General features: G+C 66.0%; 17 protein-coding genes and 1 tRNA gene. 5 read left to right on the top strand and 13 right to left on the bottom strand.

Annotated elements, in window-relative coordinates:
• Positions 1–6: 6 nt before the first annotated feature.
• From ubiB to ACP7A5_RS08345, 3 genes are all read right to left on the bottom strand, one after another.
• Positions 7–1,548: a 2-polyprenylphenol 6-hydroxylase gene (gene ubiB / locus ACP7A5_RS08335; RefSeq protein ID WP_426041550.1), complete on the bottom strand. Its 1,542-nt coding sequence runs from the start codon at positions 1,546–1,548 to the stop codon at positions 7–9.
• 44 nt (positions 1,549–1,592) lie between these two features.
• Positions 1,593–2,393 (bottom strand): class I SAM-dependent methyltransferase, encoded by an 801-nt coding sequence (locus ACP7A5_RS08340; protein ID WP_426041482.1) that lies wholly within the window; start codon positions 2,391–2,393, stop codon positions 1,593–1,595.
• Between the two features lie 62 nt (positions 2,394–2,455).
• Positions 2,456–3,163, bottom strand: a complete 708-nt coding sequence (locus ACP7A5_RS08345) for a Crp/Fnr family transcriptional regulator (protein WP_426041483.1) — start codon at positions 3,161–3,163, stop codon at positions 2,456–2,458.
• A gap of 135 nt (positions 3,164–3,298) precedes the next feature.
• Here ACP7A5_RS08345 and ACP7A5_RS08350 point away from each other — a divergent pair, with 135 nt between their 5' ends.
• Together ACP7A5_RS08350 and ACP7A5_RS08355 are read left to right on the top strand one after the other, a co-directional pair.
• Positions 3,299–3,601: a 4a-hydroxytetrahydrobiopterin dehydratase gene (locus ACP7A5_RS08350; RefSeq protein ID WP_426041484.1), complete on the top strand. Its 303-nt coding sequence runs from the start codon at positions 3,299–3,301 to the stop codon at positions 3,599–3,601.
• A complete protein-coding gene (locus ACP7A5_RS08355; RefSeq protein ID WP_426041485.1) occupies positions 3,598–4,392 on the top strand; it encodes an SDR family oxidoreductase in 795 nt (264 codons plus the stop codon). Before ACP7A5_RS08350 ends, ACP7A5_RS08355 begins: the two co-directional genes overlap by 4 nt.
• Positions 4,393–4,838: 446 nt before the next feature.
• On the opposite strand, the gene ACP7A5_RS08360 is transcribed toward ACP7A5_RS08355, so the two are convergent.
• Positions 4,839–6,131 carry a hypothetical protein gene (locus ACP7A5_RS08360; RefSeq protein WP_426041486.1) on the bottom strand — a complete coding sequence of 431 codons (1,293 nt, stop codon included), beginning with the start codon at positions 6,129–6,131 and terminating at the stop codon, positions 4,839–4,841.
• Between the two features lie 139 nt (positions 6,132–6,270).
• Between ACP7A5_RS08360 and ACP7A5_RS08365 the strand changes: the two genes are divergently transcribed.
• From ACP7A5_RS08365 to ACP7A5_RS08375, 3 genes are all read left to right on the top strand, one after another.
• Positions 6,271–6,347, top strand: a tRNA-Arg gene (locus ACP7A5_RS08365).
• Positions 6,348–7,205: 858 nt separating this feature from the next.
• Positions 7,206–8,036: a KilA-N domain-containing protein gene (locus ACP7A5_RS08370; protein WP_426041487.1), complete on the top strand. Its 831-nt coding sequence runs from the start codon at positions 7,206–7,208 to the stop codon at positions 8,034–8,036.
• Positions 8,036–8,323, top strand: coding sequence for a hypothetical protein (locus ACP7A5_RS08375; protein ID WP_426041488.1), 288 nt, complete (start codon positions 8,036–8,038; stop codon positions 8,321–8,323). The genes ACP7A5_RS08370 and ACP7A5_RS08375 overlap by 1 nt, the downstream gene beginning before the upstream one ends.
• A gap of 60 nt (positions 8,324–8,383) precedes the next feature.
• On the opposite strand, the gene ACP7A5_RS08380 is transcribed toward ACP7A5_RS08375, so the two are convergent.
• The 9 genes from ACP7A5_RS08380 to ACP7A5_RS08420 all read right to left on the bottom strand — a co-directional run bounded on the left by ACP7A5_RS08380 (position 8,384) and on the right by ACP7A5_RS08420 (position 13,744).
• Entirely contained in the window at positions 8,384–8,641 is a 258-nt protein-coding gene (locus tag ACP7A5_RS08380) for a hypothetical protein (protein WP_426041489.1), read from the bottom strand.
• A gap of 113 nt (positions 8,642–8,754) precedes the next feature.
• Positions 8,755–8,967 (bottom strand): hypothetical protein, encoded by a 213-nt coding sequence (locus tag ACP7A5_RS08385; protein WP_426041490.1) that lies wholly within the window; start codon positions 8,965–8,967, stop codon positions 8,755–8,757.
• The gene (locus ACP7A5_RS08390) at positions 8,942–9,310 is read right to left on the bottom strand and encodes a hypothetical protein (protein ID WP_426041491.1); all 369 of its coding nucleotides are present in this window, start codon (positions 9,308–9,310) and stop codon (positions 8,942–8,944) included. The genes ACP7A5_RS08385 and ACP7A5_RS08390 overlap by 26 nt, the downstream gene beginning before the upstream one ends.
• Positions 9,307–9,984 (bottom strand): N-acetylmuramidase domain-containing protein, encoded by a 678-nt coding sequence (locus ACP7A5_RS08395; RefSeq protein WP_426041492.1) that lies wholly within the window; start codon positions 9,982–9,984, stop codon positions 9,307–9,309. The genes ACP7A5_RS08390 and ACP7A5_RS08395 overlap by 4 nt, the downstream gene beginning before the upstream one ends.
• Before the next feature lie 593 nt (positions 9,985–10,577).
• Entirely contained in the window at positions 10,578–10,922 is a 345-nt protein-coding gene (locus tag ACP7A5_RS08400) for a hypothetical protein (RefSeq protein WP_426041493.1), read from the bottom strand.
• Positions 10,923–11,070: 148 nt separating this feature from the next.
• Positions 11,071–12,222 (bottom strand): SGNH/GDSL hydrolase family protein, encoded by a 1,152-nt coding sequence (locus tag ACP7A5_RS08405; protein ID WP_426041494.1) that lies wholly within the window; start codon positions 12,220–12,222, stop codon positions 11,071–11,073.
• Positions 12,222–12,872, bottom strand: coding sequence for a hypothetical protein (locus tag ACP7A5_RS08410; protein WP_426041495.1), 651 nt, complete (start codon positions 12,870–12,872; stop codon positions 12,222–12,224). The genes ACP7A5_RS08405 and ACP7A5_RS08410 overlap by 1 nt, the downstream gene beginning before the upstream one ends.
• Positions 12,873–12,948: 76 nt before the next feature.
• Complete coding sequence (locus tag ACP7A5_RS08415; RefSeq protein WP_426041496.1) at positions 12,949–13,263, bottom strand: hypothetical protein; 315 nt, start codon at positions 13,261–13,263, stop codon at positions 12,949–12,951.
• Between the two features lie 232 nt (positions 13,264–13,495).
• Positions 13,496–13,744 (bottom strand): hypothetical protein, encoded by a 249-nt coding sequence (locus tag ACP7A5_RS08420; RefSeq protein ID WP_426041497.1) that lies wholly within the window; start codon positions 13,742–13,744, stop codon positions 13,496–13,498.
• Positions 13,745–13,754 lie beyond the last annotated feature (10 nt).

Raw genomic sequence — 13,754 nt, forward strand, 5'->3', positions numbered from 1 at the left:
ACTGTGTCAGCCCACAATCCGGGGCCAAAGCGACACAATGAGGGCGGCGGCGGAGAGGCCGGTCGCGACGACGACGCAGACGGCCAGCCAGGTCGGGGTCTTCACCCGCTCGACGATGACCGTCTGGCTGGTGGGCGGCTCCTGCACCAGTCGCGACAGGGCCCGGGCGCCCGAGAGGATCTCGCGCAGGCCGTCGCGCACCTGGGCCCTGGGGCCGAGCTCGCGGGTGATCCAGCGCTCCACCACCGGCTGGGCCGCGGCCCACAGATCGTGGTCCGGGTTCAGGCGTCGCGCCACACCCTCGACCGAGACCATGGTCTTCTGCAGCAGGATCAGTTCGGGCCGCAGATGCATGTCGAACAGTGCGGTGATCTCGAACAGCTGGCCCAGCAGCCGGCCCATCGAGACCTGGGACGCGGCCCGGCCTATCACCGGCTCTCCAACGGCGCGAAGAGCCTGGGCGAAGGCCTCGACCGAATGGTGCGGTGGCACGTAGCCGGCCTCGAAATGGACCCGGGCGATGCGCGGGTAGTCGCGCGTCAGGAAGCCCCACAGGATCTCGGCGAGATAGCGCCGCTCGCCGGGGTTCAGCCGGCCGATGATGCCGAAATCGACGGCGCTCAGCTCGGCCGGGGCCGAGGCGAACAGATTCCCCTCGTGCAGGTCGGCGTGGAACGTCCCGTAGTCCAGCGCCTGGACCAGGAAGGCGCGGACGACATTGTCGGCAAGAGCGTTGATGTCCATGCCCGGCTGTTCGATCGCGGCCGGGTCGGTCATCGGCAGGCCGACGGCCCACTCCAGTGTCAGCACCCGCTTGCCGACCCCGTCCCAGACCACCTTGGGCGCGGTCATATGGGCGCCGTCGGCCCGGGCCTTCTCCATGATGTCGTGCAGTTCGGAGGCTGCCGCCGCCTCCAGCCGCATGTCGAGCTCCAGATACATCGACCGGGCCACGGTCTCGACGAAGGCTTCGGGCTCCAGTCGCCGCGCGGCGGGGACCAGCCTGTGCACCAGTCCGGCCGCCAGACGCATGGCGTCCAGCCCCTTGACCACGCGACGTTCCACGCCGGGGCGCAGCACCTTGACCGCCACCTTGCGCCCATCGGCCAGCCAGGCGGGGTGTGCCTGGGCCAGGGACGCCGCCCCGATCGGATCGCCGAAATCGATGAACAGGCTCTCGACCGCCCGACCCAGCGAGCGCTCGATCTCGCGGCGCGCCTCGTCGGTCGGGAAGGGCGGCAGCTTGTCCTTCAGCCGGCCCAGGTCGCGCGCAAACTCGATGCCGAAGATGTCGGCCCGCGTGGCCATGACCTGACCGAGCTTGATCGCCACCGGCCCCAGGGTTTCGAACGCCCGACCCAGACGCTGGCCCGGCCGTCCGTCGCGACCCTCGCGCCCGGCGAACAGGTGGATGAACCCCGCGAGAACCCTGACCCAGGCGGGCAGCAGGGGGGTGATCTCGCGCGGCAGCAGGGCGTCGTGCCTGGCCAGGGCGGCGCCCCAGCGGATCAACCGCCAGGTCGCGCCGACGGGATCGCGCACGGCCACGGTCGGCGGGGCGGCGGGCGCGACCCGATATGCGGCCGGAAAGCTCAGACCGCCCACCCGAAGTGGATCGCGGCGACGCCGCCCGACAGGTTGGTCACGGCGACGCGGGAGAACCCGGCTTGCTCGATCATGGCCTTGAAGGTCGACTGGTCGGGGAAGCGGCGGATGCTCTCGACCAGATACTGGTAGCTGTCGCGATCCTTGGCCACCCAGCCGCCGATGCGCGGAATGGCGTGGAAGGACCAGGCGTCATAGGCCTTGCGCACCGCCTCGGCCGTGGGCCGCGAGAACTCCAGGCACAGGAACCGCCCGCCGGGCTTCAACACCCGCCGCGCTTCCTTCAGGGCGACGGCGATGTCCGACACATTGCGGATGCCGAAACTGATCGAATAGGCGTCGACCGAGGCGTCGGGGATCGGCAGGGCCATGGCGTCGCCGACGGTCCAGATCATCTCTGGCTCGCCGCCCTTTTCGACGCCGGCCAGGATCATCTCGGCATTGTAGTCGAGCACGATGACCGAGGCGTCGTCTCCGCCGCGCCGCTCCTGCGCCCGCCGCGCCATCTTCGAATAGCGCCGCGCCATGTCGCCGGTGCCGCCCGCGACATCCAGGATGGTCTCGCCCGGCCGGGGGTTCAGCCTGGCGGCGGCCGCGTCCTTCCACAGCCGGTGCACGCCCCCGCTCATCAGGTCGTTCATCAGGTCGTAGCTGGAGGCCACGCTGTCGAACACGCCCCGCACCATCCGCACCTTCTCGCGGGCGTCCACGTCGCGGAAACCGAAGGAGGAGGTGTCGCCTGACGAGTGCGGGCCCCGAGGCCGAGAGGAATCTGGAGAAGCGCTCATCTTTGCGGTCTAGCGCGCTGTGAAGCCTGCGTCACCGGGCCTCGCCGTCGCGGGCCATCGACTCAGGCGTTCGGCGCCCTGGGCCGCGGCACGCCGAGATCCTTCATCACCCCGCGCATGGCGCCGTAACAGCCGCAGGCGGCCTCCTCGAGCGCCGTGCGGTCCAGCACCTCGACCCAGCCCCGGCCGCGCCGGATCAGGTGTTTGCCCTCGAGCTCGGCCCCGACTTCGGAAACGGTGGCGCGACGAACACCCAGCATGCCGGCGATGTCGGCCTGGGTCAGGTGGAACCGGTTGGACTGGGCGCGGTCGTGCAGGGTCAGCAGCCAGCGGGCCAGCCGCTCGTCCAGCCGGTGCTGGGCGTTGCAGGCGGCGGTCTGCTGCACCTGGGCGAACAGACTCTCGGTGAATTTGGACAGGGCGGTGCGCATGCCGGGGCTCTCTGCCAGGGCATCGGAGAAGACGTCGGAGGAGCAGCAGGCGGCGGAGCCCTCGATCTGGGCGATGGCGCGGCTCGAGGCGCGGGCGTTCATGGGGCCGCAGGTCACGCCGATCAGGCCTTCGCGGCCGATGGCGGCGGTCTCGACCATCCTGTCCTCGGCCAGGACGGTCATCAGGGACACGATCCCGTTCAGCGGGAACCAGACCTGGTCCACAGCCTCGCCCGCGTCGTACAGCATCTGCCCCTGGGTGAAAGCCCGTTCGGCCAGGTGCGGCTCCAGCCGTTTGCGGTCGGCGTCGTCCAGCGAGGCGATCCAGAGATTGTCCACGATGTAGCTCCGTTCCGTATGGTGACGCTTCCCAACGCCTCAGCGTCTTCGTCTGTTCCAGTGCCGGCCGGCTGACGTAGCGGCGCCTTGCGGGGGCGCGGCGCTGCCGCTACCCCCGACGATCAGGAGACATTCATGGCCAGACCGACCCTCGATCCCGCAGCCGCCATCCAGGGCCTGACCGGCTGGTCCGTCCACGACGGGGACCGCCCCGCGATCGAGCGGACGCTGAAATTCGCCGACTTCAACACCGCATTTGCTTTCATGACGCGCGTGGCGTTGAAGGCCGAGACCATGGACCATCATCCGGAATGGTCGAACGTTTACAACCGGGTCACGGTGCTGCTGACGACCCACGACGTCGACGGCGTCACCGATCTCGACACGACGATGGCGCGCTTCATCGACGCCGCCGCGAAATCCCTGGGAGGGGAATGACAATGAGCACGGTTGGACGCGTCGCGGGCAAGGCCGCGCTGATCACGGGCGGGGCCCAGGGACTGGGCGAGGCCATCGCCTGGATGCTGGCGCGCGAAGGGTCGAAGGTCGCGATCACCGACATCAACGGCGCGGGCGCGAAAGATCTGGCCAAACGGATCAACGCCGAGATCCCGGGCGCCGCCTTCGCCTATGCCCACGACGTGGCCTCGGAAGCCCAGTGGATCGATGTCGTCGCACGGGCCGCGGCCGATATGGGCGGTCTATCCATTCTGGTGAATAACGCCGGCGTTGGCGACGTCCTGCTCTTCGTCGAGCAGGACACGACCGAGAACTGGCAGCGCCAGTACGAGATCAACCTGCGCTCGGTCATGTTCGGCTGCAAACACGCCATGCCGCATCTGCGGGCGTCTGGCTCGGCCGCTATCGTCAACATCTCGTCGATCGCCGGGCTGGCCGCAGGGCCGGGCATGGGCGCCTACAACGCCACCAAGGCCGGCGTCTGGATGTACACCAAGACCGTCGCCCTCGAGGCCGCGAAGATGGAGTGGAATGTCCGCGTCAACTCGGTCCACCCGGTCTTCATCAAGACCGCCATCCTCGATCCTTTCATCGCCATGGCCGGCGGCGACGAGGCCAAGGCCCACGAACGCCTCGCGCGCGGCATCCCGCTCAAGCGGATCGGCGAACCGAACGACGTGGCGTATTGCGTCCTCTACCTCGCCTCCGACGAAGCCAAATTCGTAACGGGAGCCGAGTTCAAGATCGACGGCGGCATGACGGCCCAGTAGCCGTTTTCCCTCTCCCCTTGCGGGAGAGGGCTTGAGGCCCGCAGAGCGCAGCAATGCGTCTCGGCCGAAAGGGTGAGGGGTTTTGCTGCCATCTGTCGGTGAGCGCCTGCGTCACCCCTCACCCGCCGGCGCAAGGACGATCGCTGCGCTCTCGTGCGCCGCCTCCCTCTCCCGCAAGGTGAGAGGGACCTTTGAGGGCCATACCCATCAACGGATCGTTCGATTTCCTCAATCGGATCAACGCCAGGCCTCAAAACAAAGCTTTATCGCAGGCGCCCCCGAAAACCGTGCGATACTATCAGCCGGTCTTTGACATCGCCATTCCGAACCGTCGTCGATGTAGACTCTGTCGACTCCGCCCCACCAATTCTGGAGTCTCGCTGCCTTTCATCCGATCGCTTCGGACGCATCGAACGCTTCGGACGGTGTTTTTGGGTCGGGCCGCCTCAGATGATATCCGCGGGCAGGATCTGGCTGGACAGCAGCGTCTCCATTCCCTGCCAGTGATCCGGACCCTGGCGTTCGACCCAGGCCTGCACCGTGTCGCGTCCGAGGCCGTAGTTGATGATGTAGCTGCGGTAGGTCTCGATGAAGCGCAGCCGCTGGGTCGCCCGCTCGGTCGTCGTCAGCATGTATTTCGACAGTTTGGCGATGGTCGCCTCGCGACCGACGCGGCCGGCCAGATAGTCGTCGGCGATGGTGTATTCGGCCCGCGCCAGCTGGCGGACCAGCGCGTTCAGCTCGGCCTTTTCCTCGACCGGGGCGCCGGTCAGTCCCGCCAGAGGCAGCAGGACGTCGCGCTCGAACGTCGCCGCCTCGTCGCCCGGGAAGGCCAGGTCGATACCGTAGTTGGCGCTGCCCTCGGCCACGAACGACATCGGCGAATACAGCGGATAGACGCTCATCTCGACCCAGCCGCGCTCGGCGACGAAGGTCCGTTCCAGCAGGGCGTTGTAGACGTGGTGACCGGGGTAACCCTCATGGCAGCCCAGGTCGATCGCCCGGTCGGTGAAGATCGGCTGGTCGGTGTTGATCTCGATCTTCGAGGCCGCGTCGCCCTGGAAATAGTTGTAGCCCGACCATGGCTTGTCGGTGACGAAGGCCAGGGTGAACTGCTCGTTGGCCGGCAGGGGAATATGGCGGATCGTCCGGGCGCGGCACTCGGCGATGGCGGCGTCCATCACGACCTGCAGCCGGTCCGTCGGAATGACGAAGCCGTTGCGGAAGGCCGAGACCCGGTCGGCCAGGGGGCCGGCTCCCGGAACCAGACCGTCGATCCGCTCCAGGATCGGATCATAGGCGGTCAGCGGCTTCAGCTCGGGCCGGACGCCGAACAGGGCATAGGCCTCGTCGGCGAAGCTCATCCGCTCCCCGCCGATCATGCGCAGACGGGCCGATGCCGCCGAGACATGGGCCAGCAGATAGGCCTTCCGCTGCACCACGGCGGGCTCCGCGCCCCGCGTCGACAGGGCGTTCAGCCGCCCGGTCAGGGAGGCGGCGCCCTGGATCAGGGCCGGGACCTCGCGCGGGTTGGCTTTCGCCGCTGCAGCCCATTCCGGCGGACCGTAGTAGGCGTCGACATAGCCGGGCTCGCGCTCGCCGATCTCCAGGATCAGAGCCACATAGTCCCGCGCCACGGCGTCCAGACTGTCGCCGGACGGATCGGGCACAGGGGCGCTGGCGCAGGCCGCGACCAGCAGAAGGGGCAGGGCGAGGGCGGCAAGGAACAGGCGACGCATGGACGGACTCCGCAAAGACCCCGGCACGCTAGGCGGGGCCGCGCCCTTCGCCAAGCCGTTCCGGGTCAAGCCTTTCCGGGATTGAGGCCGGCCGCGACCTGCTGTAAAGCCCTTCGTCCGGCCGCGAGGCCCGGCGGATGCACCCGTAGCTCAGCTGGATAGAGTACTGCCCTCCGAAGGCAGGGGTCACAGGTTCGAATCCTGTCGGGTGCGCCATTTTCTTCCGACATTTCCGCCGGTTAGCCTCCCCTCTCTGGGCTATCACTTTTGTGGGTATGGGAACATTCGGCGAAGATCGGTCCTCTCCGGGACCGAAAGTCCCGGAATAGTCCCGTAGTGCGTTCTTGTTAGGTTCACGTTCCGCTTGCCCGCGAACCGGGTTCGCCTCTATGCCGCCCTCGGTCGCTGGAGGCCGGTTTGGCGCACAACCCTCGTTACGGAAACTGGACGCCTGCCATGTGGCGGGATCGGGCGCCGACGCTCGCCGACCTGCGCCAGCACCGCTTTCTGGTCATCGCCCGGTGCAAGCAATGCGACTTGCCGATGCCGGTCCATCTTGAGGTGACGGCTTCCGCGAAGGGCTGGGATTACGTTCTCTGGGGGAGGTCCGTCCGCTGCAAACGCTGGCGGTGCGGCGGGCGTATGGCCTTCTGGTGTTACCCGCCCCAAACCAATCAAGCTGTCGAGATGTTCTGACGCTGTTGCGGTTGCCGCTTCATGCGGTCGTTCCCGATCACGGCTTCTTGCAAGCCTTCAGCGGAAGCCAGCGCACCCTGCAGCAGGGCTTTTGCACAGGCTCATCCCCCGCGGCTGCGGTGATTCGATACGAATTCCACAGTCAAGCCCGTTGACCATTGGTTAGGCATCTGCGCCCCATATGACTGTTGATATTTGATGAAGAAAAGCCGCCGGCGTTGGCGCGCCGACGGCCTCTACTTCTGACGATATTGCCGGGGTCTGGATCGACCGGCAGCGACTACCACCAGCTCTCAAGCGGAGTGTAAGCACTCTGATGGGGTGGTCGTCAACGATCCGTTTAGCGGACCCGGAAGGGCCGACAGGACGACGACAACCATGAATACTCCCACACAACCGAGGCTCGACCTCATCCCCCACGACTATCGCGGCTCCATCATCGGGCAGCGAGCGAAGGACGGCTACATCAACGCCACGGCTATGTGCCAGGCCGCGGGCCGCGAGTTCAAACACTACCGTGAAAACCGATCAACGAAGGACTTCCTCGACGCCCTAGCGACCGAGGTCGGAATTCCGACTACGGTCCTTGTTCAATCGCTTTCGGGCGGTGTGGCCACGCTGCAGGGTACTTGGGTCCACCCCCAGGTCGCCATCCACCTCGCACAGTGGGCCTCGCCCCGCTTCGCCGTCCTCGTCTCCCAGTGGGTGCTGGAATGGATGACCGGCGCGGGCGCCGCCGACCGGTCGTGGAAGATCTTCACCGACCGGCTCGATCTCGTCAGCGATCAGGTGCCGGCCGGGTTCTTCTGCATCTTCCGCGAAACGGCGGACCTCTATGCTTCGATGATCCGGGGCGGCATCAACCCCGGCCTCCGGATTCTGCTCGACATCAGCGTCGGACGTCACTGGTCCAAGCATTGGGTGTCCGCTGGCCTTGAGGCCACCTACGGCACGCGCGCTCGATATGACCATCACTTCCCGGCGTATTGGGCGCAGTCGCTGTCGAATCCACAAACGCCCTACTGCTACCCCGAAGAGGCGCTTGGGGCATTCAAGCGCTGGCTCCGCGAGGTCTACGTCCCGCTGAAGATGCCTGACTATCTGAAGGACCAGGTCCGCCAGAAGAAGATCGGACATGCCGAGGCGACCGCAACCATCGCGGCGCTCGAGCAACGCGAACGTCAGCGTTCGCTTCCGCGCGCAGCCTGATGGGCCTGTTTCTGATCACCTACGACCTCTGCCAGCCAGGTCGAAACTATGACAATCTGTACGCACTCCTCCGGGACAGTTGGAAGGCTTCGAAGATAGCCGAGAGCGTTTGGTTGGCCGAACTGAAAGGTCCGGCGCCAAACGTTCGCGACTTCATCGTGCGCTCCGTCGACACCAATGACCGGGTCGCCGTTATAGAACTCAGACAGCCTTTCGACTGGGCGGCCCACCATGGACTGACGGGCGGAGTCGAACTCCTGAAGAAATACAGCCCCAGCGCCCGCTGAAACGACAGAAGCCCGCCCCGGGTGACCGGGACGGGCTTCGAGGGCAGGCCTTGCAGTCGACTATTCTACCGGCGTGAAGTCCACGTAGAAGGTGTCGCCCGGCGCGAACTTGCCGATCAGATCCGGGTTGGCCAGCGTCAGATCGAACAGGGCCGAAGGCGAGAACTTCGCGTAGGTGTTGTCCTCGTCCGATCCGTCGTTCGGGTAGCTGTTGGCAGCGACGCCGTGGAACACGAGGCGCTCCTGGGTCGTGACGCCATCGGTTTGAACGGTCGGCGAAACGCTACCGACGTGAAGCTTGGCACGCATGGTGATCATGGTCTTACTCCAGTGTTTGGGATGACCCGGGTTGCGCGCCGGGCCGCGAGCCGCATTGCGGATAGGTGCGGAGCCGGGGCTCGACGCTGGATCTGGGTATTCTACAGGGCCAGCTAGCCCGGCAAGAGCGTTCGCCACCACGGTCGGTTCAGCCTTGCCGTGATCGTCGCGTCCCTGACCTCGCAGGCATTGATGATCGCGAACCCGGTCCCCTTGTCGTCGTTCGCCTTCGTCAGTTGGCCGGCCTCGGCGGCGCCATAAAGCTGCCAGTCCAGAGCAACGTCTCCGCTGTCGCCGATCTCAGCGTGCGGCGTTTCCCGGTTCAAGATCGGTCGGGCCAGTTCCGAGCAGCCGGTCGCAATCGGGACGGTGCTGCAGGACGCAGAGACGATGGCGAGCGACGCGGTCGCGGTCAGCAGGAGCAGCTTGGCGGATTGCATTCTCAGCCTCCAGGACTTGGGTTTCGGTGACACGGCCGCGCTCTTGAAGCCCGCCGATTTCGGAGATGGCCTCGACCGCGGACTCGGTGCGGGTCTGGGCCATGGTGGCGTCGTTGCGGGACTGGCGGGCGGCTTCGCGCGACGGGCCAGTGATCTGGCAGTAGCCGAGGGTCAGAAGGGCCAACGCGCCGACCACGGCCAGCGCCAGGTACACAGCGCGCGGGGTCATCTTCCGCCCCGTGCGGCGTAGGCGGCCGCCAGCTTGGTGTCGTAGGCATTGATGGCGTAGTTCGGCCCATTGTAGGCGCGAGCGAATGCGGCCCACCGCTTGTCCCGGAGCTCGTCGACGAGCCCCTTGGACTTGATGAAGGCGGCAAAGGCCTGAAGGTGCGCGCCCTCGCCGGCCGCCATCTCGCGGGCGAAAGCCCAGGGCGTCGATTGTCCGACCGCTGCGTGGTTGAAGCCCATGATCTGGAACAGCCCCCAGCTGGCGGACTGCAATGCGGCGTTAGGATCGAGAGCGACCGCGCGGAGCATTTGGTCCCAGCGCTCGGCCTGCGTCTTCGGATAGCCGCCGGGTTTGGAATTGGAGATCGCGGAATAGGCGTTGTGCTTGCCGCTCGTCAGGCGGGCGAACCAGTGGCGCTCAAACAGGATGATCGGCAGACCATCCGACGCCATGCCGTTGCCTCGGCTTTCGACGTCATAGACCGCGCCGACGTGGGCCGGGGTCAGGTCCAGGCTCGCCGCCACGGCCGCGATCTGTTCGGGAGCCAGCCGGTCGCGGGGGCCGGTCAGAGCGGCTTTCAGTCCCGCCTTACTGGCCGGGCCGAATGAGCCATCGATCGCCCCTGCATAGCAGCCAAGTGCATGCAGTCGGCGCTGAAGGTCGCGCACGTCCATGGTGGTCTCCGATATTCGGGGGTTGGCGCACAGCGTGCGCATCGGCAGAGTGTCGAGGCCGGGCCGTCTGCAGCCCGGTGTGCGGCCCGGCTATCCCGCGTCCCCCACGCGAGGTCGGGCCGCCATTGATCAACGCTGAGCGGTCACCGGGATCAGGCTTCTGATCATCTCTGGTTGTTGAGGGTTTGCCGCACAACGTCCGTCCGTGTCATATCGATGGGGCAACGAGGATCAGGCCTCGGAGCGGACGACCCGGCTGGTTCCAACCCTCTTCCAAGCCCGCCGGGTCGTTTCGCCGGGAAGATCAGCGGAGGAATCGCAATGCGACGCCGCGACCACGAGGAATGGATTTGGATCACGCTCATGATCATCGCTGTCGCGGTGATGATCGGGCTGACAGTCTGGCCGTGGGTCAGCCGCTAGGCGAACCTTGCGAACTGGACCTTATCGGGCGTCTCGTGCATTATGCACTCGCGCGCGACACGGTGAATCTCCGGGCCGTAGCCAGTCTGTTTTAAGGCAAGTAGACGGGTGCCATGTGGGGGAAGCGGAGTCCCCACCGCGCAAAAGGGGCGGGCGACCGCCCCTTTTTACTAACTGAGCACTGGCCAGACGACCTGATAGCGCCGCCGCTTTCGCTCAATATCGTCGGGCGCCATGCCATGAAAGGTCGTCACGAACAGTCGACGTTTCTCCGTGCAGCACTTCACCGTCAGCTGAAACCATCGCTGATGGCCGCTCGAGAAGTACAGGAACGTCAGGTGTCGCGGGCGATCATGATAGGCTTCGCCGTTTGCTAGCGCTTCCGCCATCACCGGAAAATGCTCGATCGTGAGGCCGTGTTTCTCGATTGCCTTGGCGACGTAATCATGACCGATCCGAACTTGTCGGTCCGACGCCTTGAGGTATCCGTTGAGATACGCTGACAGGCGGCCCACGGCCCGCTCCGACCTCTGGCCGCTCTGAAGAAATCTTTGCCAGTCGGAAGGAGTCATTGAACCGACGGTAGGCGACCGCAAGATTCATCTCAACGCACGGCCGCCCAGATCCTTCAGCCCCCCCCATTTGATGAAGGGGCGTGGGGGTCTAGAGCCGCGCGATGTAGCTCGCGATCCAGTCGCCCCAGATGTTGCTGCCGTTAATGCCGGGGTGGCGGTCATCGCCGTAAATGCCCGCCGCGTTTCCGTCCTGCGTGACAAGCTGGGCGTAGGTTCCCCAGTGCTTAGTTAGGTCGAACAGCGGAACATTGTTGCTGTCGGCAAGGGCGTAGAGCGCGTCAACGTAAGTCTGTTGCTGGACCAGCGACGCGAACGTAGCGGGATTTGATTGCATCGGCGTCACGAGAATGCAGTCGCCCGTCGCCTTGATCTTCGTGATCAGCGCTTGGGTGTTGGCGATGAACGTCGCCAGTGACGTTCCCGCATTCGCGTCATTAATAGCCAAGCAGAGAATGCCGCAATGCGGGGCTCTGAAGGCAATGCGCGACTGGGGGTCGTAGGGAGAAAGAGCCGTTGAGGCCCAGTCCCCGGACTTAGACGCGGACCAGCCGAAGTTGCTGACTTCCACCGCCTTCAGGGCTGTGTTCCGAGTGCGCACATAGAACGGGAAGATCGTTCCGACCGTCCCATCATTCTTAAGGTTGACGAGGCCTGTCGCGGTAGCGCCCCCGGTCGAAACGATAGCTCTCTGGATCGCCGCGCTGCCCGCACAGTTGACGGTGGCTAGAACCGCGCCGCCAATGTCTACATTGATCTTGCCGTTTGCCGAGTTACGGAAATACTCAATCTCGATTTCATTAAACGGTTCCGTCGGTGTCCATGTTTGAGCGCCGGTCGCACTGATGGACGCGTTGGGGAACTTGCCGCCGAGAGAGCCCTGCCCTGTTACGGCCCAGCCCGGTCCAAAAGCTCCCCGCGCCTCAGCGGCCGTATAGTCAGCGAGCGTGGCTGACGCCCCCAGGCCGCCGAAGTCATCCTGATTGGCGGCGAAGAGCCCGCGCCGGACGAGGTTAGCGGCAAGGCGGGCTGGATAACCCTGCGAACGAGTGTTTACGCCCGCGCTCAGGGCCGCGAAGGTCGCGCTGTCGCCGTAGCAGTCGATCTTGCAGATGCCCGTTCCTGCACGGACAGCGGCGATGCCCGCCCGCAGGTTCGCAAGGTTGCCCGCCCGGTCCCAGTTGCGGACGTCCCCCACGCCCTTGTTGGGGGAGTAAACAGTCGGATAGAGCGCGGCCAGCATCAGTGCAGACCACGCAGGATCGCCGTATAGGTCAGGCCCGAGGTCGGGGTAGCGGCGTTGCGGGCCTCCAGCAGGCCGCGCACCAAGCCGGCCGCGTCCGTAGTCACCGGCAGGGGTACGGTCGGGATGATGTCGGCATAGGCCAGCCCGGAAGCCGCCTGGGTCCAGGCCGTCACGTCGCCGACAATCTGTTCCAGTTCCAGCGCCGCCGTCGTCAGAGCACCCGTTGCCCCGCGCAGCACGGCGTTGTCGGCGGGATAGGCGGCTGCGGCGAACGGACCGGCCAAGCCATACAGGCTGAACCGGGGCAGGATTGCCGGGGCCCCGCTGCTGGCGATGATCCGCACGGAGGTGATCAGGACGTTCGCGTTGCGCAGCACGCTCGATGAGTCCAGCCGCCCAGCCGTGAACGACAGAGGCGTGACCGACGCTGCCGTTGTACTGTTGGCGATCAGGTCGCCGATTGCATAGGCCACCGCGTCCGCCGGGCGGCTGAAGGTGGCCACCGCACGAAACGGGCGCAGCAGACCATCCAGCGTCGCCGGTAGCGGCTGGGCCCGGGACACCGCCGTCGCGGCACTCCCTTCATCGCCAAAGGCGAGGGCCTGCATCGGGGCAATATTGGCGGGCATGGCGACATTGCCGGGCATGGTCATCTCCTGGAATCTGGGGAAAAGTGAAAACGCGAACCGGGTTCGCCGCCGGGCTGATGCCCGAACTCAGAAATCAGCCGACGGAACCGGCTCCGGAGATCAGGGCGGCGATCGCAGCCTTGAGGCCCGCCGCCAGCTCGGGCGTGATCGCCCCGATGGCCGACAAGACGACGGGCGCGGACGCCAGTATCCACGGCCCGCGCCGCCGCATGAACTGACACAGTCGGTCCAGCCGCCCGGCCAGGTCGTGGATCACGTCGGCGGCGGGCTTCAGGTCTTCCAGGCTGTCGGCGATCCGCTCCATCGCCGCCGCTATCCGGTCGGCAGACTCGGCATCCGGACAGCGGTTCGGGATCGCGCGCGGTGCGCGAGGCTTCGTCGTGGTCATGGGCGAAAACTCCGCGCCGATGTTGAGGGAGGGATGGCCAGCCGACGCAAGGCGTGGGCTTCACACCAGGTTCATCTCGATAAGCGGAGGTTGGCCACCCCTGAGAGGACGGACCTGATGTTCGGCGAAACCCTTGCGTTTCTTCACCGCCACAACCGCGCCGCGGCCCTTATCGTTTTTGCCCTGCCGTTGCTCTGGTTTCTCTAAAGGGGAGGGGCGAACCGGGTTCGCGTTAGGCGTTCGGTTCGACGATCGCCGGGACCGGCACGTCATCGACCGCCTCAGGCTTTGGCCCCAGCTCGATCGCCAGCATCTGGTTCACGCTCAGGGCGCGTTGCAGGTTCACGGTCAAGCCATCGGGATACAGACCCTCCGCCCGGGCCGCGTTGATGCAGTCGGTGATGGCGCGGGCGTGGGTTGCGACCGTCGCATCGACCTCGGCGCGGGCGTCGAGATGGCGATCGAGGGTGGTCTTGCTCATGATTGGCTCC

This window comes from Brevundimonas sp. TWP2-3-4b1, assembly GCF_049897665.1.
Taxonomy (GTDB): Bacteria; Pseudomonadota; Alphaproteobacteria; order Caulobacterales; family Caulobacteraceae; genus Brevundimonas; species Brevundimonas subvibrioides_B.